16 protein-coding genes are annotated in these 19,338 nt (G+C 56.0%); 5 read left to right on the top strand and 11 right to left on the bottom strand.

Annotated elements, in window-relative coordinates; translation table 11 throughout:
- Positions 1 to 237: 237 nt before the first annotated feature.
- The 4 genes from P1U45_RS07025 (at position 238) to P1U45_RS07040 (ending at position 5,944) form a co-directional block, all read left to right on the top strand.
- Complete coding sequence (locus P1U45_RS07025; protein WP_301058398.1) at positions 238 to 2,835, top strand: TonB-dependent receptor; 2,598 nt, start codon at positions 238 to 240, stop codon at positions 2,833 to 2,835.
- Between the two features lie 98 nt (positions 2,836 to 2,933).
- Positions 2,934 to 4,919, top strand: coding sequence for a tetratricopeptide repeat-containing sulfotransferase family protein (locus P1U45_RS07030; protein WP_301058399.1), 1,986 nt, complete (start codon positions 2,934 to 2,936; stop codon positions 4,917 to 4,919).
- Between the two features lie 13 nt (positions 4,920 to 4,932).
- Positions 4,933 to 5,415 carry a MarR family transcriptional regulator gene (locus P1U45_RS07035; protein WP_293610141.1) on the top strand — a complete coding sequence of 161 codons (483 nt, stop codon included), beginning with the start codon at positions 4,933 to 4,935 and terminating at the stop codon, positions 5,413 to 5,415.
- Between the two features lie 67 nt (positions 5,416 to 5,482).
- Entirely contained in the window at positions 5,483 to 5,944 is a 462-nt protein-coding gene (locus P1U45_RS07040) for a thermonuclease family protein (RefSeq protein ID WP_301058400.1), read from the top strand.
- Here P1U45_RS07040 and P1U45_RS07045 read toward each other — a convergent pair whose 3' ends face one another.
- The 4 genes from P1U45_RS07045 to proC all read right to left on the bottom strand — a co-directional run bounded on the left by P1U45_RS07045 (position 5,945) and on the right by proC (position 10,841).
- Positions 5,945 to 6,967: a YihY/virulence factor BrkB family protein gene (locus P1U45_RS07045; RefSeq protein ID WP_301058402.1), complete on the bottom strand. Its 1,023-nt coding sequence runs from the start codon at positions 6,965 to 6,967 to the stop codon at positions 5,945 to 5,947.
- Between the two features lie 97 nt (positions 6,968 to 7,064).
- Positions 7,065 to 8,636 carry a sodium/proline symporter PutP gene (gene putP / locus P1U45_RS07050; RefSeq protein ID WP_301058403.1) on the bottom strand — a complete coding sequence of 524 codons (1,572 nt, stop codon included), beginning with the start codon at positions 8,634 to 8,636 and terminating at the stop codon, positions 7,065 to 7,067.
- Positions 8,637 to 8,721: 85 nt separating this feature from the next.
- Positions 8,722 to 9,987: a glutamate-5-semialdehyde dehydrogenase gene (locus P1U45_RS07055; RefSeq protein WP_301058404.1), complete on the bottom strand. Its 1,266-nt coding sequence runs from the start codon at positions 9,985 to 9,987 to the stop codon at positions 8,722 to 8,724.
- Between the two features lie 38 nt (positions 9,988 to 10,025).
- Positions 10,026 to 10,841 (bottom strand): pyrroline-5-carboxylate reductase, encoded by an 816-nt coding sequence (gene proC, locus P1U45_RS07060; RefSeq protein ID WP_301058405.1) that lies wholly within the window; start codon positions 10,839 to 10,841, stop codon positions 10,026 to 10,028.
- Between the two features lie 213 nt (positions 10,842 to 11,054).
- On the opposite strand from proC, the gene proB reads away from it, so the two are divergent.
- A complete protein-coding gene (gene proB / locus P1U45_RS07065; protein ID WP_293610147.1) occupies positions 11,055 to 12,224 on the top strand; it encodes a glutamate 5-kinase in 1,170 nt (389 codons plus the stop codon).
- On the opposite strand, the gene P1U45_RS07070 is transcribed toward proB, so the two are convergent.
- The 7 genes from P1U45_RS07070 to P1U45_RS07100 all read right to left on the bottom strand — a co-directional run bounded on the left by P1U45_RS07070 (position 12,221) and on the right by P1U45_RS07100 (position 19,309).
- Positions 12,221 to 12,703 carry a MarR family transcriptional regulator gene (locus tag P1U45_RS07070; protein WP_293610148.1) on the bottom strand — a complete coding sequence of 161 codons (483 nt, stop codon included), beginning with the start codon at positions 12,701 to 12,703 and terminating at the stop codon, positions 12,221 to 12,223. The genes proB and P1U45_RS07070 overlap by 4 nt on opposite strands.
- 93 nt (positions 12,704 to 12,796) lie before the next feature.
- Positions 12,797 to 14,923, bottom strand: coding sequence for a S46 family peptidase (locus P1U45_RS07075; protein WP_366144987.1), 2,127 nt, complete (start codon positions 14,921 to 14,923; stop codon positions 12,797 to 12,799).
- Between the two features lie 147 nt (positions 14,924 to 15,070).
- A complete protein-coding gene (gene ccmI, locus P1U45_RS07080; protein ID WP_301058409.1) occupies positions 15,071 to 16,006 on the bottom strand; it encodes a c-type cytochrome biogenesis protein CcmI in 936 nt (311 codons plus the stop codon).
- Positions 16,003 to 16,476 (bottom strand): cytochrome c-type biogenesis protein, encoded by a 474-nt coding sequence (locus P1U45_RS07085; protein WP_301058410.1) that lies wholly within the window; start codon positions 16,474 to 16,476, stop codon positions 16,003 to 16,005. The genes ccmI and P1U45_RS07085 overlap by 4 nt, the downstream gene beginning before the upstream one ends.
- A complete protein-coding gene (locus P1U45_RS07090) occupies positions 16,476 to 16,784 on the bottom strand; it encodes a cytochrome c-type biogenesis protein CcmH (RefSeq protein ID WP_301058411.1) in 309 nt (102 codons plus the stop codon). Before P1U45_RS07090 ends, P1U45_RS07085 begins: the two co-directional genes overlap by 1 nt.
- Positions 16,781 to 17,323, bottom strand: coding sequence for a DsbE family thiol:disulfide interchange protein (locus tag P1U45_RS07095; protein WP_301058412.1), 543 nt, complete (start codon positions 17,321 to 17,323; stop codon positions 16,781 to 16,783). The genes P1U45_RS07090 and P1U45_RS07095 overlap by 4 nt, the downstream gene beginning before the upstream one ends.
- Before the next feature lie 9 nt (positions 17,324 to 17,332).
- Positions 17,333 to 19,309 (bottom strand): heme lyase CcmF/NrfE family subunit, encoded by a 1,977-nt coding sequence (locus P1U45_RS07100; protein WP_301058413.1) that lies wholly within the window; start codon positions 19,307 to 19,309, stop codon positions 17,333 to 17,335.
- Between the last annotated feature and the right edge of the window lie 29 nt (positions 19,310 to 19,338).

Raw genomic sequence — 19,338 nt, forward strand, 5'->3', positions numbered from 1 at the left:
CCGTTTCTTGCTTTCCACCCCTTCATATAGTGCCGAACGCTACGGAAATCGAAGGAAAGTGTGACACAAAAGCCCCAAAATGTGCGGCTTTTTGGTCGCGAGCCGTTGCTGACCTTTCCATTGTCGAAATAATCGACTAACCAAACGCCCAAGCTTAACGGGTCTCTCTGGGGCCCGTGGGGGATTCGATTGGGCTGGATTCCTTTTAATGATCGAAACAAAGTGAAAGAGGACATCATGAGAAGACTTCTTCAAAGCGTCTCTGTTGTTGCATTTGCAAGTGCGACCGCGGCCGGAGCTTTTGCGCAGGATGCACCTGCACAGCCAGAAGACCGCCGCCTGCAAGCCGTTCAGGTTACAGCGACGAAACGTGAAGAATCCGCTCAGACAATTCCGGTGACTGTAACAGCACTGGGTGAGCAAGAGCTGGAAAGCCTCGGCGTTTCCAACTTTAATGACTACCTCGTGCAGCTGCCGGGCGTAACAGCTGGTGGTTCTGGCCCGGGTCAGAACACGATCTACATTCGTGGCCTCGCGTCTACGACGCCAAACCTGACAACTGCGGGCGTTGCGGGTCTTGCGCCTAACGTTGCGCTTTATCTCGACGAGCAGCCAGTCTCTCAGCCAGGTCGTAACCTCGACGTTTACGCGGCTGATATGCAACGTGTTGAGGTTCTGTCTGGTCCACAGGGTACGCTCTTCGGCGCGAGCTCTCAGGCTGGTACAGTTCGTCTGATCACAAACAAGCCAAGCCTTGATGGCTTCGAAGCTGGTTTTGACGCGTCTACGTCCTTCACTGAAGGCGGCGAAATGTCGAACAGCGTTGAGGCGGTCATCAACCTGCCAGTGACAGATAACTTCGCGCTTCGCGGCGTTGTCTACACAGACCATGCTGGCGGCTACATCGATAACGTTCCAGGTACACTCAACGTTCGTGAATCTGCGCGCTTCCGTGAAGCGAGCACAGTTCGCGCGAACGGTACGGTTGTCGGCGCAAACCGCGCGGGCTTCCAGGCACAGGGCAACACAGCTGCTACTGACGCTTACCTCTCTGGTGTAACGTTCATCGACGCCGACAACGCGACAATCGCTGAAGACGACTTCAACGACGCGACATATAACGGCTTCCGTCTGTCCGGTTACTATGAGTTCAATGACGACTGGAACCTTCTGGTCGCTCACTCCCAGCAGCAGCTTGAAGCTGACGGTGTCTTCTATGACGATCCGGAACTTGGCGACTATGAAGTCACACGCTTCACAGAAGACGAGCTGGATGACAGCTACCACAACACTGCGTGGACCCTCGAAGGCCGTATCGGCTTCCTCGAAGCGGTTTACACCGGTGCTTACACAGAGCGTACAACAGATCAGGTCGTAGATTACTCTGACTATCTGTTCGTCGGTCAGTACCTGCCATATTACATCTGTGACTATGATGTAACCTACCCGACTGGTCCTGCACCAGCTGGCACATGTTACGCGCCGGATATGTTCGTAGAATCGTCTACAGAAACAAAAATCCAGACACACGAAGTTCGCTTCAACACACCGGCTGACGAGCGTTTCCGCGCGACATTCGGTGCGTTCTATTCTAATCTTGAACTGGCAGAGCTGAACGACTTTACCTATCCGGGTTCAACTCAGGTCGTTTACACAGACGGTTCAGTCGGCTTCGCGCCGAACTATCCGCTGACGAACGGCGCTGCGACACCTGGTCAGGTTGGTAACGAAACTCAGGGCTACTTCTCTGACCCGGGTCCGTTCCCGAACGGCGTAATCTTCCGTAATGATGTTCTGCGTACGGACGAGCAAATGGGCGTCTTCGGTGAAGCGACATTCGACCTGTCAGACCAGTTCGCTGTGACAGTTGGTGCGCGTTGGTACGACGTAGAGGTTGATCTGGAAGGGTCTGCGAACTCTTCATTCTTCAACCTGTTTGCTGATACTGACCAACAGGTGTTCGGTACGAACATCTCTGCTCAGTTCGCACCTGGCAACACAGTTGGCGCGCCTGACACAGCGTCTACAGACGGTGTGATCTTCAAAGCAACTGGTGAATGGACACCGACAGATGATGTTCTGCTTTACGCGACATATTCTGAAGGCTTCCGTCCAGGTCTTCTGAACCGTCCAGGCGGTGCATCAGGTCCGGGTGGCTTCACAGTACCTTACGCAGTCGACACCGACGAAGTGAAAAACTATGAGATCGGTTGGAAAACCGAGCTGTTTAACCGCTCTCTGCGCTTCAACGGTTCTGCGTTCTTCGTAGACATTTCCGGTCTGCAGACGACGATCTTTGACCCGTCCATCACGAACCTCTTCTTCTCTGATAACGCAGCAAACGCAGAGCTTCAGGGTGTTGAAGGTGAGTTCACATGGGCTCCGGCATCTATCAACGGCCTGACTGTTGCGGGTGGCTTCTCATTCCTCGACTCAGAGGTGACGGAAGTCCTCACGCCGACAAACGACGTTCTGGTTGGTTCCGAGCTGGCGTTCGCGCCGGGTTATCAGGGTAACATCCGTGCACGCTACGAGTGGGATCTGGAGCAAACGATTGCTGGCTCTCCACTGACAGCGCACGTTATGCCTCAGCTGATCTTCTCTGACTCAAGCGTCACAGACATTATCGAGATCAACAAAATGGAACTCGACAGCTACACAACTCTCGGCGGCACGCTGGGTGTGACGGCTGACAGCTGGTCTGCAGAACTCTTCGTGACAAACCTCACAAACGAGCACGCAGAACTGTCTGGTAACTTCGTCAATGACCGTGAGCGCATTACGCCAATGCGTCCACGTACGATCGGTGTTCGTTTCTCATACGATTACAACTGATCTGAACATCCTGACGGATTGATTTAATTAGATGGCGCCCTGAAATGAGAGTTTCAGGGCGCTGTTGCCTTCAGGACGTGTCTCTTTAAAAGCATCTCATGACTGTGATTTCACCGCACCAACTCAAACAACTTCAATCCCTTATGAAGGCAGGCCGTTTCGACGAGGCTTTGCGTCAGGGCGAGGCGTTGCTTGGTGAAACCGGCGAGCATCAGGACACGCTCTATATGTGCGCCGTGTGTGCGCGCTATCTCAAAGAATTCGACAAAGCTTCAGCCCTGATCGAACGCTTGAAACGGTCTGCGCCGGACTTTGGTCGCGGCTTTCAGGAAGAAGGGCATTTGCGCCTTGCTATGGGCGACGAGCGCGGTGCGCGCGAGGGGTATGGCCGCGCTGTGCGCTATAACCCTGCACTCATTGCCAGCTGGGAAAAGCTGGCCGATCTGAATTACCGCACAGGTGATCAGGCAGGTGCTAACGAGGCCTATGCGCAGGCTGAACGTATGAAGACGTTGCCGCGCGACCTGATCGCGGTGATCAACCATCTCCATGAGGGCCGTATTCTGCGCGCCGAGGAGATTGTTCGCGCCTATCTGCAGAAGAACCCGCGCGACACGGAAGGCATGCGCCTACTCGCGGATATTGGTTCGCGTCTGTCTGTGCTCACAGATGCAGATTTCCTTCTGGAAACGGCCATCGAGTTCGAGCCGGAAAATCTGCAGCTGCGCATTGATCATATTCAGGTGCTGCGCAAGCGTCAGAAATATGAGGCGGCGCACAAACAGGCTGAATATCTCTATCAGAAAGACCCGAACAGCCCGCTCTTCCAGTCGCTTCTGGCGATTGAGAGTATGCATGCCGGTGAGATCGATCGCGCGCTGGAGCTGTTCGAGCAGGTTCTGGACAAGAACCCGAATGATCTGGCGGCGCTTACTTCGCGCGGTCATGCGCTGAAGACATTTGGCCGCTCAGACGAAGCGGTGGCCTCCTATCAGCGGGCGCTTGATGTGACGCCGCTTCATGGTGATGGCTGGTATGCGCTGGCCAATCTGAAAACCTACAAGTTTGACACTGCGGACATCGCGAAGATGGAGGCCGCGCTAGACAACCCGAACCTCGCTTTCATGGCGCGTATTCATATCTGTTTTGCGCTTGGTAAGGCGCATGAGGATGCGGGCGATTATGATGCTGCCTTCGAAGCCTGGCGCGAAGGCAATGCGCTGAAGACACGTCAGACGCGCTATACGTCCGAGCAGATGGACATCGAATTCGAGTCCCAGAAAAAGCACTGCACACCGGCCTTGTTCACTGCGCGTGACGGTGTTGGCCATCAGGCACCGGACCCGATTTTCATTCTGGGTCTGCCACGTGCTGGCTCTACGCTACTTGAGCAAATCCTCGCCTCTCACAGCATGGTGGATGGCACGCTGGAACTGCCGAATGTTCTGGCGACAGCGCACCGTCTGCGTGGCCGGAACATGATTTCGGACCGGGAGCGCTATCCGCGCTGTCTGCACGAAATGGATGACGGCGACTTTGAACGTCTGGGTGCGGAGTATATTGAAAATACACGCGTGCACCGTCAGGGCGCACCATTCTTTACCGATAAGATGCCGAACAATTTCAGGCATATCGGCCTCATCCATCTGATGCTGCCGAACGCGAAGATTATTGATGCGCGACGCAATCCGCTTGATTGCTGCTGGTCCGGCTTCAAGCAGTTGTTTGCCGAAGGACAGGAATTCACTTACGGCCTGCAGGAAATCGGGCATTATTATCGTGGCTATGTGGACCTGATGAACCACTGGCATGACGTGCTGCCCGAGGGCCGTATTCTGAAAGTGCAGCACGAAGACGTGCTGGACGATACAGAAGGTCAGGTGCGCCGCATGCTGGAGTATTGCGGTTTGCCGTTTGAGCAGGCCTGCCTCGATTTCCACAAAACCGATCGTGCGGTAAGAACAGCCAGCTCCGAGCAGGTGCGCCAGCCCATCAACCGGTCTGGTATGGAGCAATGGCGTCCGTACGAGGCGCATCTGGAACCATTAAAAGAAGCGCTCGGTCCTGCGCTGCATGATTTTTGAGAGGGTGAGGCCAATGAGCGAGCGCTCCGCTGAAGCACTGATTGCCATCCGCCAGATACAAAGGAAGATTGAACAGTCTTCCAAGCGTCTGGCCGAGATTGAAGGCCTCACGCCGTCGCAGCTGAAAGTGCTGCAAATGCTGACGGAATACCCCGAGGTTTCAGTTGGCTGGATCTGTGAACAGACCCAGTTGAAGAATGCGACCATAACCAATCTTGTAGACCGGTTGGTGGCAAGAAACATGGTCAGTCGGCGGCGCTCTGAATCTGACCGCAGACGGGTCTGGATCAAGCTGGAAGATGCAGGCCGTGCTGCGCTGGAACATGCGCCGGATCTTCTTCAGGCCGAGTTTGAAGGCCGTTTCGACGAGTTGCCAGCCTGGCAGCAATCCATGGTGGTCGCATCACTCGAATTGGTGTCCAGCATGATGGACGCGGACAAGATTGAAGCGGCACCGCTTCTGCAAACCGGCTGGCTTGGCGAGAAAACGAAGTAGATTTACCCCACAGCCAAACGAGCAGATTTTAACCATTCATTAATCGCGCAAGCGCAGCTTGCGGCGTATGCGATGGATTTACTGGGCCATATTTCTGGGCGTGCTCGCCTTTGCTGCTTCGGCGACAACGGACCGTTCTGGCAATGTCCAGACGGCGGAAAATATCTATTGGTCAGATGGCGATTCGGGCCGGATTGATGGCCAGCCGTTTCGTCTGGCGAATGTGGACTCTCCGGAAACCGGCGGTGTCGGTGCGAGAGGCGGCGCACGTTGTGAGGCCGAACGCGAGATCGGCTATGAGGCCAAGGAATTTATCGTCGCGCTTACCCGTAGTGCGGATGTGCAGATCGCGCAGTCCTATGGCGAGGACCGGTATGGTCGTCTCGTCGTCGATCTGACCGTGAATGGACGCAACCTCGCCGAGATTGGCATGGAGGCAGGGCATTACCAGCCATGGCCGCATCGCGGCCAACTTGCCCTTGCACCCAAGCCTGACTGGTGCGGCCAGCTCATGGCATCTCTCGACTAATCATAGGTCAGGTCGCATGGCGACAGTGTCAGCAACGACGGCATTACGTTCACCGAGCGGTGCCGGTTCGCCGGTTGTCGTATCGCAGATGATTTCACGCTCCAGCTCTGAATTTAGTTCCGCGCCGACCAGCACGATGAGATAGGTCCAGTGCAGCCATAAGAGCAGCACGATGATCGCGCCGAACGAGCCATAAACCGCGTCGAAATTGGCAAAGTTCGATATGTAGAGCGAGAAGAGCGCAGATGCGCCGAGCCATGCGAGTGTCGCGAACAGAGAGCCCGGCACAACCCAGTTCCAACGCGCAAGGCTACGCGAAGGAGCACGTCTGTACAGGATGAACAGCGCAGCAAAGAAGGTGAAGGCCAGAAGCGGCCAACGCAGAATGGTAAGCGTCGCTTCAAACGCGCCGCCAAAGCCGAACAGGTTGAGCAGAACCGGCACGACGGAAATCAGAAGCTGGGCAAAAACGAGCACCAGAATCGCCAGAAGCGTGAAGCCCATTATTCGAAGATTGAGGCTCAGAAAGCTCCGGTCTTCTGTTTCATCATAGACAATATTCATCGCGTTCAGCACGGCGCGCATGGCATTAGCTGACGACCAGATGGCAATGAAAACAGAAACGGCGAGGCCCAGACTGAGCGCAGGCTCGGAAGACTGGGTGATCTCCATCATCCGGTCGCGCAGGAAGGTCGCGCCATCGCCCGGAATGATCACAAAGAGCAGCTCGAAATGGTTGGCGGCCTGCGTTGCGTCTGCGAGGAGCCCGTAAAGCAGCACCACCGATGTGATCAGCGGGACAAGCGCCATCAGCGTGAAGAACGAACAGCCCGCGGCGACGACAGCGAGGTTATCGCGGCCGAATTTTACCGCCACGCGTTTCAGAACATTCCACCAGGCTTTTAACGGCAGTTTGAACGGATTGCCCGCGCTTTTCAGCTCGTTTTCCATGCTCGCATGAGGCGGATAACCGGTGTCATGCTGGTCGGAATTTTCAATATCGGAGTCGGATGCGGTTTGCATATCAGAAAGACAACGCGCAATGGACGTTCTGGTTCTCTGTAAAATGAAAAAGCCCCGCCAGAGAGACGGGGCTTTTACAAATTGTGCTGGTCTCGGATCAGATGATCGAGCCAATACCCTTGCCGTGAACTTCGTCCATGGTGTCTTCCATGGCCGAGAATTCAGCGAGCACTTCCTCTTTCGGCTTGCCGGACACCATGGAAACCACGACGCCTGCAATGGCCGAGAAGGCAACGCCCGGGATCATCGCATAGATGAGGCTTTCGAGCGGCGCGCCGTCGAGAACCGGCACATAGAGCCAGACGAGTACGGTCACCGCGCCAACAATCATGGAGGCCAGCGCGCCGTTACGCGTATAGCCCTTCCAGAAGAGGCTCAGCACGACCAGCGGGCCAAAGGCAGAGCCAAAGCCTGCCCATGCGTTGGAGACAAGGCCAAGGATGGAGCTGTCAGGGTTCCATGCGAGCGCAATCGCGACCACTGAGACGCCAACCGTCGTCAGACGGCCAATCGTCACCAGAAGGCCTTGCGGCGCATCCTTGTTGAAGAAGGTCTTGTAGATGTCCTCTGTCAGCGAGCTGGAAGAGACCAGAAGCTGGGACGAAATCGTGGACATGATCGCCGCCAGAATAGCTGCCAGCAGGAAGCCGGACACGAGCGGGTGGAACAGAGTCTGCGAGAGAAGGATGAAGATCGTCTCGTTATCGCGCAGGTTCTCCTGAAGGCCGTTTTCATTGACGTAAGCCACGCCAACAATACCCACCAGAACCGCACCGATCACGGTGAAGAGCATCCAGCTCATGCCGATGTAACGCGCTGTTGCGACGTCCTTCAGAGTGCGGATCGCCATGAAGCGGACGATGATGTGCGGCTGACCGAAATAGCCTAGGCCCCACGCCATAAGCGATGCGAAGCCAAGCCCTGTCATGCCATCAAACCAGTTGAAGAAACCTTCTCGCGTCGGGCCATCAGACCCGTCAATGTCGGTGAATGGCGGCGCTGTCGCGACCGTTTGTGCGATGACGTCTGTGCTGCCGTTAAAGTGCATATAGCAGACGATTGGCACAAGGATCAGCGCAAGGAACATGATGCAGCCCTGCACAAAGTCTGTGAGGGACACCGCAAGGAAGCCGCCCACAACCGTGTAGGCCAAAACCACACCAGCGGTCACAAACAGACCCATCTGGTAGTTCATGCCAAAGCTTTCAGCGAAGAGCTTGCCGCCGGAAACAATGCCGGCAGAGGTGTAAACCGTGAAGAAGACAATGATCACCAGCGCCGAGATGAGGCGCAGAATGTGGGAATTATCGTGGAAGCGGTTCTCGAAGAAATCCGGAAGTGTGATCGAGTCTTTGGCGATCTCGGTATAGATGCGCAAACGCGGTGCCACGAAGCGATAGTTCAGATAAGCGCCAATGAACAGGCCCACGGCGATCCAGGCTTGCCCCACGCCTGCCAGATAAACCGCGCCGGGCAGGCCCATCAGCATCCAGCCGGACATGTCAGATGCGCCCGCAGAGAGCGCGCCAACAGCCGGGTGAAGCTTACGGCCACCGAGCATGTATTCGTTCAGGTCAGACGTTGATTCCTTGTATGCGTAGAGGCCAATGCCCAGCATCAATAGGAAGTAGGCGCCTAGCGATACCATTTCGAAAATGTTGATCGTCATGTCGTTTGGTCAGCCCCTCATATGGTTCTTCATAATCGTCGGATTGGAAAAAGGGCGCTTGCGGCGCCCTTTTTTGGAATGGTGGTTATGGGCGGGTCTGGCCCAAGCCGTGCACCAGATATTTAAAGCTTGTCAGCTGTTCGAGGCCAACCGGCCCGCGCGCATGCATCTTGCCTGTCGCGATACCGATTTCGGCGCCCATGCCGAACTCGCCGCCATCTGCAAATTGCGTGGAGGCGTTGTGCATGACAATCGCGCTATCAACTTCCTGCTGGAAGCGGCGCGCTGCCGCTTCGTCTTCAGCCATGATGGAATCTGTGTGCGCAGACGAGTGGGCTTTGACGTGAGCAATGCCCTCATCAATGCCGTCGACCACTTTCACAGACAGAATGGCGTCGAGGAATTCTGTATCGAAATCTTCTTCGCTTGCCGCAATGACGCGTGGATCGATGGCTTGCGCAGCAGCATCCCCGCGGAATTCACATTCCGGCATATTGTCGAGAAGCTTCGGCAGAATGTCGCCTGCAATGGCTTTATCCAGCACAAGGCTCTCCGTCGCGCCGCAAACGCCCAGACGGCGAAGCTTGGCGTTACGGACAACGTCTTTGGCTTTGTCGAGATCAGCGGACTCGTGAACGTAGATATGGCAGTTGCCATCAAGGTGTAGCAGCGTCGGCACAGCAGCCTGATCGCGTACCAGTTCAACGAGGCCACGGCCACCGCGTGGGATGACGAGGTCAACATACTTGGTGCAACGCAGAAGCGCTGTCACAGCCTGACGGTCCGGAATACCGATTGTCTGAACGGCATGCTCTGGCAGGCCTGCCTCTTTGAGGCCTTTGGCGAGGCATTCCACAATCACTTTGGTGGAGTGCTGGCTGTCTGAGCCGCCACGCAGGATGACTGCGTTACCTGATTTCAGGCAAAGCGCACTGGCGTCAGAGCCGACATTCGGGCGGGATTCGTAAATCATGCCGATTACGCCGAGCGGCACTGCAACGCGTTCGATACGCAGACCGTTCGGACGATCAAATTGCGCCAGCTGGCGGCCGACCGGATCCGGCAGCTTTGCAATATCTTCAAGCGCTTTAGCCATGCCCTCAATGCGCTCTTCATTCAGCATGAGGCGGTCAATGAAGGAGTCCGGCTTGCCAGCTTCTTTGGCGTAAGCCACGTCTTTTTCGTTTGCGGCGATCAGCTCTGGTGTCGCGGCGCGCAGATTTGCGGCAGACTTACGCAGAGCGTCGTCCTTCTGTTCGGTTGTCGCAGTGAGGAGACCTTGCGCCGCGGCTTTAGCGCGGGCGCCCAGTTCGTCCACATAGGCTTCGATTTTCTTGTCGAGCGTACTCATAATAATTTCCTGATCGGTATTCTGTGTGTTTAGCAGGTTTAGCGGAGCTCTACAGCCCTGTTATACGCGGCCTGCGTGGTGTCTGCGAATAGCTGACGGAGCGTATCCTCGCGCATCAACTGTTCGAGACCGGCTTGTGTTGTGCCGTTTTTGCTGGTGACGGACTTGCGAAGATCTTCCAGTGTTTTTTCGCTTTGTTCAGCCATGGCCGCCGTGCCGAGCACTGTGCCGATGGCTAGCATGCGCGCATCTTCTTCTTCGAAACCAAGATCCATCGCCGCCATCGCAAAGAGGCGAAGCACTTCAAAGAAATAACCCGGCCCGGAACCCGCAATAGCGGTGAAACGGTCGATCTTGTCTTCTTCATCAAGCCAGATGAACTTGCCGTTATTCGTCGCCATGGCATCGATGACAGCCTTATCGGCGTCACCGCATTTTTCGTTTCCGTAAAGCGCAGACAGGCCAAGCTTCACGGAAGCTGGCATGTTCGGCATCATGCGGACAATCGGCCGTTCACCAAGGTAAGACTGCAGCGTGTTCATTGATGTGCCCGCGGCGATGGACAGCACGAGGCAGTCTGTACGCATAAGGTGCGGCGCATTCTTGATAACGTCTTCGATAAGCTGGGGCTTCACTGCGATGACGATCAGATCGAAATCGCTGTCTTTTACATCTTCAGCAGAGCCGTAAACCGTCACATCGTCGGCAATGACAGGTTTGGCGGGGTCAACAACAGTGAACTCGATGTTTTCCACTTCATTCCAGCCGGAGATGAGGGCCTGGCCCATATTTCCGCAGCCGAACATGAGGGCTTTTTTTGTTTGAGTTCCGGTCGAGCCAGACAAGTCATTCATATGTGTGTTTCCGTTTTGCATCTTGCAGATATAGTTAGTGTTCTAAGTATTCAAGGGGCAGAAAGTTCCCAAATAATCGGGCCCTGAATGCCGTTAATCGCGGCTTAGCACAAATTTCAGAGAAAGGAATGGGGAACATAGCGGTGACTGAGGGGTTGTTTCCACAAGGGACCCCCTCTAGATAGTCCCGCAAGAAACTTTGAGGAGAAAGTATTGGTTGCTGAAAACCGCATCGTCGTAAAAGTCGGATCGAGCCTTCTGGTAAATGAAGAGCACCTGACCCCAAGCTACGCATTCATTCACGGGCTGCTTGGAGACATTGCCGCGCTGCGAAAAGAAGGAAAAGAGGTCGTTCTGACGTCTTCCGGATCAGTCGCGCTGGGCCTCGGGCTCCTTGGCGCAGACCCAGCTGAAGCTGGCGTACAGGATAAGCAGGCGGCGGCTGCTGTCGGTCAACCGTTCCTTCTGAATGTCTACAAGCAGGTTGCCACAGAGTATGGCTTCGACATTGCGCAAGTGCTCATCACGGCGGAGGATCTTGAGAACCGCCGCCGCTTCCTGAACACGCGCAACACGATCACCCGCCTGCTTGAGCGAGGCATCCTTCCAATCGTCAACGAGAACGATACCGTCACGACCGAGGAAATCCGCGTCGGCGACAATGACCGTCTTGCGGCGAAGGTTGCCCAGATGCTTATGGCGTCCAAACTGCTCATCCTCACCAGTATTGACGGCCTTTACGACCGTAATCCGGAAGAGGAAGGCGCGCAGTTCGTGGAGAAAGTTCACGACGTCGCCGAGTATCTGGAAGTTACCAAGTCCACGAGTTCGCTCGGGTCTGGCGGTATGATGACCAAGATGCAGGCTGCCAACATGGCGCAGAACGCCGGTTGTGCGACTCTGATTGCCAAAGGTGAGATCGATCAGCCGATCCTCGCGGTGCTGAACGGTGAGCGACGTTACACTGAATGTGTTGCTGAGACTGATCCGGCATCAAGCTGGGCCGTCTGGCTTACAGACCGTCTGAACATGGCGGGGTCTATCACCGTGCGGAATAACCCTGCGCGCGACATCCGCTCAGGCGAAATTGGTGTCCGTGCTCAGGACGTCGCATCCATTCAGGGTGACTTCGGCAAGGGTGATGTTCTGCACATCTTTGATGAGGACGGTCTTGAGGTTGCGCGCGGTCTGACGAATTTCGGGTCACAGGAAGCGCTTATTCTGGCGCTTAACCAGGATAAAACGCCTAAAGAGCTGCTGGGCTATAAAGCCAGTGACGTGATCATCAACCAAAAGAACCTTATTCTTCTGGAAGAACGTCACCTCAACTGGGACCAGCCTGTAGACGACGTTCTGCAGGTCGACGAAGTCTCTCTCGACTAGAATGTATCAGAGTGTTGGAGGTCGCCGATTTCAAGAATTGGCGCAACGTCCAGCGCTTCGGCATTCATCATTCCGGCAATGCGCTGCAGCGACGAGATCAGCTGCAGCCTTTCCCATTCTTCAAGCTTTGAAAACCGCTCGATAAAGCCCGCCTGCAAGAGGTCGGGTGCGTTCGCCATTTTCTCTTTGCCGGCATCGGTCAGGGTGAGGTGGACGACGCGTTTGTCTTCACTGCTTCGTTCTCTAATGATCAGACCTGCGGATACAAGGCGGTCGATGATTGAGGTCACGGTCGCCTGGGAAAGGTGTACCGCTTTGGCGATGAGGGACGGCTTTGCGCGTTCCAGAAGTTCGATCTCTTTCATCACAAGAAGCTGCGGTGAGGTAAGACCGATTTCCCGCACCATTTTTTTGGAGTGCAGGTCAATGGCGCGCGTAATCTGGCGCAGCGCGATCAGGACATCGTTCGAATTGGACATAAGCTGAATCTAATGAAGGCGCGCCGTCATGCAAGGCAAAACGCCGCTCCATAATGAAGCGGCGTTTCAGGTATCTCAATTGAGCGGGTCAGCTTACTCGCCGACCACGTTCATTTCTTCGATCAGGTAATCAGCGCCGGACACGTAATCCATGACCCAGAGCATGTAGCGTGTATCCACGTGGATAGAACGCGTTGTACGCGGGTCAAAGTGCCAGTCGGAGTTCACAGATTCGATTGTACCGTCGAACAGAAGACCAACGAGCTGGCCTTGTGCGTTCAGCGTCGCCGAACCGGAGTTACCACCTGTAGAGTCGAGATCTGTCAGATAGTTGACCGGAACAGAACCGAGGCTTTCCAGCTCGTAAGGGCCGTATGTGCCGTTCTCGATGAGCTCGAGCTGTTCTGGTGGTGCGTCGAACGGTGCAATGCCGCTGTCTTTTTCCAGAATGCCTTCCAGTGTCGTGAATGGCAGGTACGCCATGCCGTCACGTGGAGAGCCGCCCAGTACGGAACCGTAAGTTACGCGCAGAGTGGAGTTAGCATCCGGGTAAGTGACTTCGCCTTGAGAGCGCTGCCATGCGATGATCGCTTCCATGTACGCAGGACGCAGAGCATTCATACGGCCAGCTGTTTCATTGCCGCGTGCTTCCATTTCCATTTCGAACTCATAGAGCGCGATAGCCAGCTGCATGAATGGATCGTCGAGGGCTTCGAGATCTTCAACGCTTGCGTCCATCAGTGCGATGCGTGTGTCCGCGTCGCCGAGTGTCGTGCCTTCATAATAAGGCGCGATGATCGCAGCGACTTCATCAGCATTGTATGTGTCGCCGAGGCCGAGTGCTTCGTCGAGAACAGCTACGCGGTTTTCTTCACCCGCATTCATGTAGAATTCGAGCATGCGCTGCCAGATGGCCATATCGACGGTCGCGTCATAGCGGCGGTCGATGCGCTGCATGCTTTGCGTGAAGAAGTTCATGTCGCGGTCCTGATAACCGCTGCGACGCTCTGCATCCGGAAGCTCGCGCTCGTTCGCAAGGCGATAGAGACGGTATGCTGTGCCGAGGTGTGTCGGGCTGGTCGCGTAGTTGTACCAGAAGTCACGCTCGTCATTCGCGTTGGATTCAGCTGACAGCGCATCCAGTGCCGCAATCGCTTCACCGAAGTGTGCACGGGACGGATCTTCTGAGATCCATGCGTCCAGAGCCGCTTCACGCTCAGCGCGCAGATCTGTCAGGCCTACACGACGTGCGCCTTCAATCTGGCCGCCACGGTTTTTGATGTAGTTGTTGAGGCCAGCAAGACGGGACTCGTAACGAATGCGAGCGTCAGAGCCTTCTGGTGCAACGTCCATGATAGTGTCGACAGTCGCCTGGCTGACGTCCATCCATGTCGGATAGTACCAGTCAAATGTGTGCGCAGTATCGATCAGGCGGACATAGCGGGATGTGCTGCCCGGATAGCCTGCAACCATGACGAAGTCGCCATCATCAAGGCCTGCAGAAGAGACCTCCAGAACGTGTTCTGGTTCGTAAGGGACGTTCTCTTCAGAATAGTCAGCTGGCTGGCCATCTGGACCGACATAAGCACGGTAGAAACCGAAATCGCCGGTATGGCGTGGCCACATCCAGTTATCGATATCGCCGCCATATTTACCGATATTGTCGCCCGGTGCGTAAACGAGGCGAACGTCGCGGATTTCCATCTGCTTGATCAGCTTGTACTGGAGGCCGCCGAAGAAAGAACGGACGCTGCAGCGGTAGCCGGCTTCGGCTTCACACTCTGCGACGATTGCTTTGCGTGCTGCGTCGATCGCGTCATAACGCTCTGTGCCCGTCATGTCTTCGTTGACGGCTGCGTAGACGCGCTCTGTGACGTCAGTCAGTTCGGTTGTCACATAGATACGTGAACCCGGCGCAGCAGGGACTTCGCCTTCGCGGTCCGCCGCGAGGAAGCCGTCGGCCAGATAGTTGTTTTCTTCAGTAGAGTTGTACTGGATAGAGCCGCGCACACAGTGGTGGTTGGACACGACCAGACCTTCAGGGGATACGAAAGAAGCTGTACAGCCGCCGAGGGAAACAACAGCGCCCATCGGGAACGCGGTCAGGTCTGTCAGCGTGTTTGGATCAAGCTCAAGACCTGCTTCACGCAGATCATCGGCGATCTCTGGGAGCTGGTCCGGCGTGTACATGCCTTCGACAGCCATTGCCGGTGCAGACATTGCAAGAAGGCAAACTGATGCCAGTGCAAAACGTTTCATAAAATACTCCAGATGCGAAATCAAAATGCCAGATTTCCGTGGCGCGGAACGTAAACCGCCCCAAGCCAGTGTGACAAGCCGGTAAGCTGTTTCCTTACAAGAATGTCATTAAGGGAGGGAAAGCTCCGCTGCGAGCGTATTAAGCTGTGCCTCTGCCTCGGCATTTCCAGCATAAAATGTACGTGCAGATGCGAGCGCTTCGGCGGCAGCTTCCGATTCGCCCAGAACAGTCCGTGCACGGATAAGGCGAAGCCAGCCCGTCAGGTCGTCTGGGTTGTCTTCGAGGCGAATGGCGAGGCCTTCAACCATGGACCGGATCTGAGCCTGTTGGTCTTCCTGGCTCATGGATGTGATGGCGCGGCGTTGTTCATCAGAGATGTCTGGCGCAGCCGAGTTTGGTGCCTGTCCACGGGCCTGAGCAATATAATCGACAACCATCTGGCGCTCTTCAACGATGCGCGGATCATTGTTCGTCAGTTCTAGTGCCGCATCGTAAGAGGCAAGCCCTTCATCGAATTTGCCCTGTTCAATCTGCACACGGCCGAGCACCATATAGGCGATCGGGTCCGGTTCTTCAGCGAGGCGGGCCGACAGAACGCGTTCGATTTCTTCCGGCGTGCCGTTCTGCAATAGCTCCACCAGCGCATTGGTTGCTTCGGCAGGTGGCTGGGTGTCATTGCGCTCGTAAAATGGCTGGCCAACCAGAGCGTAGCCGCCTCCGGCGACGAGAACGATGACGGCCGGGACTGAATAGCGAATCCAGTTCGCAAGCGCCGGTTCGTCGCCGTCTTTATCCAGAGCATCCAGGCGCTCGCCGAGTTTCAGAATACGGCGCTCCATAGCGCGGCGGGCACGTCTGGCGCCGTCTTCGTCCAGAAAACCGGACTCTACTTCGGCTTTGATCTGTTCAAGCTGGGCCTTGCTCGCTTCAAGCTCGCGGTTGAGCGAAGCACGGGCTGTGATCGTGGACGGACGCATGAGTGGCGACATCACAACAAGAAGTGTGAGGGCCATAAGGACGGCCAGAATAACAAGTGTCATCATGAGGAGGCGTTTTCATCCATAAGCTTTTGCAGGCGGGCCTGATCTTCGGCCGACAAGTCTTCATCGCCAAGTTCGGTTCCGGTCGCTTCAGCGGCACGTTTGCGCGCAGACATGACATACCAGATCAGGCCTCCGCCAACGATGAGTAACGGGCTGAACCAGAGTAGATAGGTTGTAGGTTTCACCGGCGGGCTCATCAGAACGAAGTCGCCATAATTGGTCTGCATATAGGCGCGCACTTCATCATCAGTGTCGCCGGCACGGACGCGCACTTCAACGAGGCGGCGCATATCTTCAGCGAGGGTCGCGTTGGAATCCGCGATAGACTGGTTCTGGCATACGACGCAGCGCAGCGTGCGGGAAATGTCCTCCGTACGCTGTTCGACTGTGGCATCATCCAGCTCTGCACTTTGTGCAAAGGCCGCAGGGGCAGAGAGGAGGGCGAAAGATAATAAGAGCGCGCGTAGCATTACTTGTCGGCCTCCTGGCTGGTCGCGGGCGTCACCATGGCTGAGCCGTGACGCTGTCGGAAATACGCTCTGTTCTCGTCATCACTCTGTCCGGCACGGACCTGTTCTTCGATGAGTTCGATGGCGGATGCGGCAAATTCGGTGCCAGAGCTTGCCAGCGTTTGTCCCTCGACAAGAGGACTGTTGAGCGATTGCGCAACAGCCATCACCCGAGCGTCCACGTCTGCATCAGAGAGTATCGCCTCTGTGCCGGCCATGGCAGCAGGCGTGAGCATAATGGCGGATACGAGCAAACCTGAACGGATCATGCAGCACCTGTCGGGGGCGTATAATTCTCAATGAGCGGAACGAAAACATCGTTCCAGATCTGAGGGTTCATTTCGCCGACATGCTTGTAGCGGATGATGCCTTCCGGATCGATGAGGAAGGTTTCCGGCGCGCCGGTCACGCCCAGACCGATCGCGACCTCGGAATGCTCGTCAAAGCCGATAATATCATACGGGTTGCCGAGGCGGTCGAGCCATTCCAGTGCTGCCGGACGCGTATCGCGCCAGTCGAGGCCAATAATGCGAATGCCCGTCTCTTCTTTCAGCTGCACCAGATACGGGTGCTCGATAATGCAGGTCCGGCACCATGAGCCGAAGACGTTGAGCAAGGTGAACTCACCGGTAAGAGTCTCGGACCTTACGTTCGGTTCGTCTTCAAACAGGTTGGCTATTTCAAACTGCGGCACGGGTTCGTTGATGAACTCGGACGGAAGCTCCTGAGGCTTCAGCGTCAGGCCAATCCCGAAGACGGCGATCAGGCCCACAAAGAGTGCAAATGGCAGGTAAGATTTCCAGGACATGTCGGGTTCCTATTCCGCCAGAGAGGACGCGGCGTTGTGCGTCACCTTCGGTTGCGGTGCGCTGACACGGAAGCGGGCATCGGTCAGCGAGATGAAGCCGCCAAAGGCCATAATGATGCAGCCAATCCAGATCCAGCTAACAAGCGGGTGGACATAGAAGCGGACCTGAAGACCGGTTTCTGTAATCTCGCCAATTGCGGTGTAGAGAATGCGGAATACGCCGTAATCAAGCGCGGTTTCAGTCGTCATGTTTTGTTCGACCGGATAGAAGCGGCGTTCCGGATGCAGGCGGGCAACTTCCACATCATTCCGGAAGATGTTCACCTGCGCGCTCTGGCGCACATAGTTTGCGCCTTCGGATTCAGAGACATCGACCAGCATCAGTTCATAGCCGGAGACGCTCGCCGTCTCGCCCGGATTGAGCACGAACTGCTCTTCCTGTGCCCAGACGCTCATGCCGGTAATACCGATCACAGTGACCGCAAGGCCGACATGGCCAAGAAGGAAGCCGTAAGCGGCAGCGGGCAGGCGGCCCATAAGCTTGATTGAACTTGCGAGCGGCGCTTTGCCGAACTTGGCTTTTTCGCCAAAGGAAATCAGCGCGCCAGCAATAAGACCGACGCCGAGCGCCATGCCAGCCGCGCCCCAGACCGTCTTGCCGAACATCACCGTCAGAACCCCCATCAGCAGCGCTGCGCCCGCAATCATCAGGAGCGGTTTTACGATACGCTTCGGGTCATCAATGCGCCATTTGAGCAGCGGACCAAAGGCCATAAAGAAGATCAGGCCGACCATAATCGGTGCGAATGTTTTGTCATAGAAAGGAGGGCCAACGGTGAGTTTGTCGCCGGTCGCCGCTTCCATGAAGAGCGGATAGAATGTGCCGATGAAAACGGTCGCCGTCGCGGCGCAGAGCAGAAGGTTGTTCAGAACCAGACTGCCTTCGCGGCTGACGGCATCAAACGTCGTCGTGGAGGCTATTTTGGCCGCACGGGTGGCATAGAGGAAAAGCGCGCCGCCGGTCGCAATCGCCAGAAGGCCGAGCAAATAGACACCGCGCTCAGGGTCAACGGCAAATGCGTGGACGGAGGTCAGAACGCCCGACCGCACGATGAACGTGCCGACAAGACTGAGCGAGAAGGTCGCGATCGCGAGCAGTAGCGTCCAGTTCATGAAGGTGTTGCGCTTCTCGACCACGAGTGTGGAATGGAGAAGAGCCGTACCGGCCAGCCATGGCATGAGGGAGACGTTCTCAACCGGGTCCCAGAACCACCAGCCACCCCAGCCGAGCTCGTAATATGCCCAATAGCTGCCAAGCGCGATGCCGAGCGTCAGGAACGACCATGCGGCCAGTACCCATGGGCGCACAAAACGTGCCCAGAGCGCATCAACACGGCCCTCAATCAGGGCAGCGATGGCGAACGAGAATGCGACGGAGAAGCCGACATAGCCGAGATAAAGGAATGGCGGGTGGAAGGCGAGGCCAGGGTCTTGCAGAAGCGGGTTCAGACCGGAGCCGTCAGCCGGAATAGGAGAGAGGCGCTCGAACGGGTTTGAGGTGAAGATCAGAAAGCCGAGAAAGCCGAGGCCGATCAGCCCCTGAACACCAATGGCGCGGGCGCGCAGTGTTGCAGGAAGCGATTGTCCGAACACTGCCATAGCACCGCCAAACAGAGCGACAATCATCACCCAGAGCAGCATGGAGCCTTCATGGTTTCCCCATGCGCCGGAGAGTTTGTAGAGCCATGGCTTCGCCGTATGTGAGTGTGCAGCCACAAGCCGGACCGAGAAATCCGACGCGAGGAAAAGCAGGATCAGAATAACGAAAGCTGCGATCAGAAACAGAGCCTGCGCCTGCGCCGCTCTGTCGGCGAAGGACATCATTCTGCCATTCAGCTTGTGTGCGCCCCAGATGCCAGACGCACCCTGTAACAGGCACAGTGCCAGTGATATCAGGAGTAATATCTGTCCAATTTCAGCAAGCATCTAAGAGCCTTCTATCTGTTTGCGGGCCG

Source organism: Ponticaulis sp. (genome assembly GCF_029210165.1).
Lineage (GTDB): Bacteria > Pseudomonadota > Alphaproteobacteria > Caulobacterales > Hyphomonadaceae > Ponticaulis.

Bases quoted from the DNA above. Each gene is read 5' to 3' on its own strand.
- P1U45_RS07035 (WP_293610141.1), top strand. From the start codon at position 4,933: ATGAGCGAGCGCTCCGCTGAAGCACTGATTGCCATCCGCCAGATACAA.
- P1U45_RS07030 (WP_301058399.1), top strand. From the start codon at position 2,934: ATGACTGTGATTTCACCGCACCAACTCAAACAACTTCAATCCCTTATG.
- P1U45_RS07075 (WP_366144987.1), bottom strand. From the start codon at position 14,923: ATGTCTGCACCGGCAATGGCTGTCGAAGGCATGTACACGCCGGACCAG.
- P1U45_RS07070 (WP_293610148.1), bottom strand. From the start codon at position 12,703: ATGTCCAATTCGAACGATGTCCTGATCGCGCTGCGCCAGATTACGCGC.
- ccmI (WP_301058409.1), bottom strand. From the start codon at position 16,006: ATGATGACACTTGTTATTCTGGCCGTCCTTATGGCCCTCACACTTCTT.
- P1U45_RS07085 (WP_301058410.1), bottom strand. From the start codon at position 16,476: ATGCTACGCGCGCTCTTATTATCTTTCGCCCTCCTCTCTGCCCCTGCG.
- P1U45_RS07100 (WP_301058413.1), bottom strand. From the start codon at position 19,309: ATGCTTGCTGAAATTGGACAGATATTACTCCTGATATCACTGGCACTG.
- P1U45_RS07045 (WP_301058402.1), bottom strand. From the start codon at position 6,967: ATGCAAACCGCATCCGACTCCGATATTGAAAATTCCGACCAGCATGAC.
- putP (WP_301058403.1), bottom strand. From the start codon at position 8,636: ATGACGATCAACATTTTCGAAATGGTATCGCTAGGCGCCTACTTCCTA.
- P1U45_RS07040 (WP_301058400.1), top strand. From the start codon at position 5,483: ATGCGATGGATTTACTGGGCCATATTTCTGGGCGTGCTCGCCTTTGCT.
- P1U45_RS07055 (WP_301058404.1), bottom strand. From the start codon at position 9,987: ATGAGTACGCTCGACAAGAAAATCGAAGCCTATGTGGACGAACTGGGC.
- P1U45_RS07090 (WP_301058411.1), bottom strand. From the start codon at position 16,784: ATGATCCGTTCAGGTTTGCTCGTATCCGCCATTATGCTCACGCCTGCT.
- P1U45_RS07025 (WP_301058398.1), top strand. From the start codon at position 238: ATGAGAAGACTTCTTCAAAGCGTCTCTGTTGTTGCATTTGCAAGTGCG.
- P1U45_RS07095 (WP_301058412.1), bottom strand. From the start codon at position 17,323: ATGTCCTGGAAATCTTACCTGCCATTTGCACTCTTTGTGGGCCTGATC.
- proC (WP_301058405.1), bottom strand. From the start codon at position 10,841: ATGAATGACTTGTCTGGCTCGACCGGAACTCAAACAAAAAAAGCCCTC.